The 1,048-nt window shown below is 44.1% G+C and carries 1 protein-coding gene and 1 pseudogene; one reads left to right on the top strand and one right to left on the bottom strand.

From position 1 onward, the window contains the following. Positions 1–336 (top strand): annotated as a pseudogene (locus tag R7070_RS26515) (alcohol dehydrogenase); the annotation flags it as partial. A gap of 65 nt (positions 337–401) precedes the next feature. Here the strand turns inward: R7070_RS26515 and hexR are convergent. Beyond that, on the bottom strand, positions 402–1,048 hold a 647-nt coding region (gene hexR / locus R7070_RS26510), incomplete at its 5' end, for a transcriptional regulator HexR (RefSeq protein ID WP_318141560.1).

Here is a 1,048-nt window from a genome sequence, read left to right as displayed (position 1 = left end):
AACCGTTATCGAAAACTGGCTCAACTTGTCACGGATAGAGCGAATGCGAATGAACATGACGGCGTGCTGTGGGTCAAGATGGTGTTAGATAAGCTAGAATTGCCATTGCTTGGTAAGTTTGGTGTTTGCCAAACTTCGTTTGAACAGGTAGCAAACGATGCGCTTAAGTCTGTTGCGATTAAAGGTAACCCTTTACCTCTTAATCAGGAGCGTTTGGTGTTCATACTAAAACAAGTGTGCGATTGCAGTGGAGATTGTGCCGCAGAAAGCACGCCGCACATGAGTTCAGTAGAGGTATTGGAATCGAGAAGCGATTTATCGAGTGTGAATGAGTAAATACAAGTAAAGTCATTGCGAGAAGAAATAAAAAGGGGAACCAATTGGCTCCCCTTAATCAATGCTTAGTACTGACTTAGCTTGTCATAACGACTGTCTTTTAAGGCATCTTTCACGCGTTTTAGGTTTTCGCGGAAACCTGTACCACGGCGAAGTGTAAAGCCTGTGGCTAATACGTCGATAACGGTCATTTGAACGACACGGCTTGCCATTGGCATGTATACGTCCGTATCTTCAGGAATATCTAAAGTGATAGCCAGTGAACTTGCTTTCTCTAATGGAGAATCTTTCGCAGTGATAGCGATGACAGTTGCACCGTTCTCACGAGCCAGATTCGCAATTTCAACTTGGCTTTTCGTACGACCAGTATGAGAAATGAGAACAATCACGTCGTTGTCGCTGCAGTTAATACAGCTCATGCGTTGCATGACAATATCTTCAAAACAAGTAATTGGGATATTAAAACGGATGAACTTGTTTTGAGCATCGCGAGCAACAGATGAAGACGCACCAAGACCAAAGAAAGAAATACGTTGTGCTTGAGTCAGCAAGTCAACCGCACGGTTTACTTGCATCGGGTCTAGGCTATTTTTCGCAACATCCAAACACGCCATTGTCGATTCGAAAATCTTATGCGTGTAAGCATCTGGGCCGTCATCTTCTTCCACATTACGGTTTACATATGGCGTACCGTTAGCAAGGCTCTGAGCCA

The organism is Vibrio sp. 1557 (genome assembly GCF_033340175.1).
Classification (GTDB): Bacteria; Pseudomonadota; Gammaproteobacteria; order Enterobacterales; family Vibrionaceae; genus Vibrio; species Vibrio alginolyticus.
The sequence above is the reverse complement of the archived record's forward strand: the minus strand, read 5'-3'. Positions and strand labels throughout refer to the sequence as shown.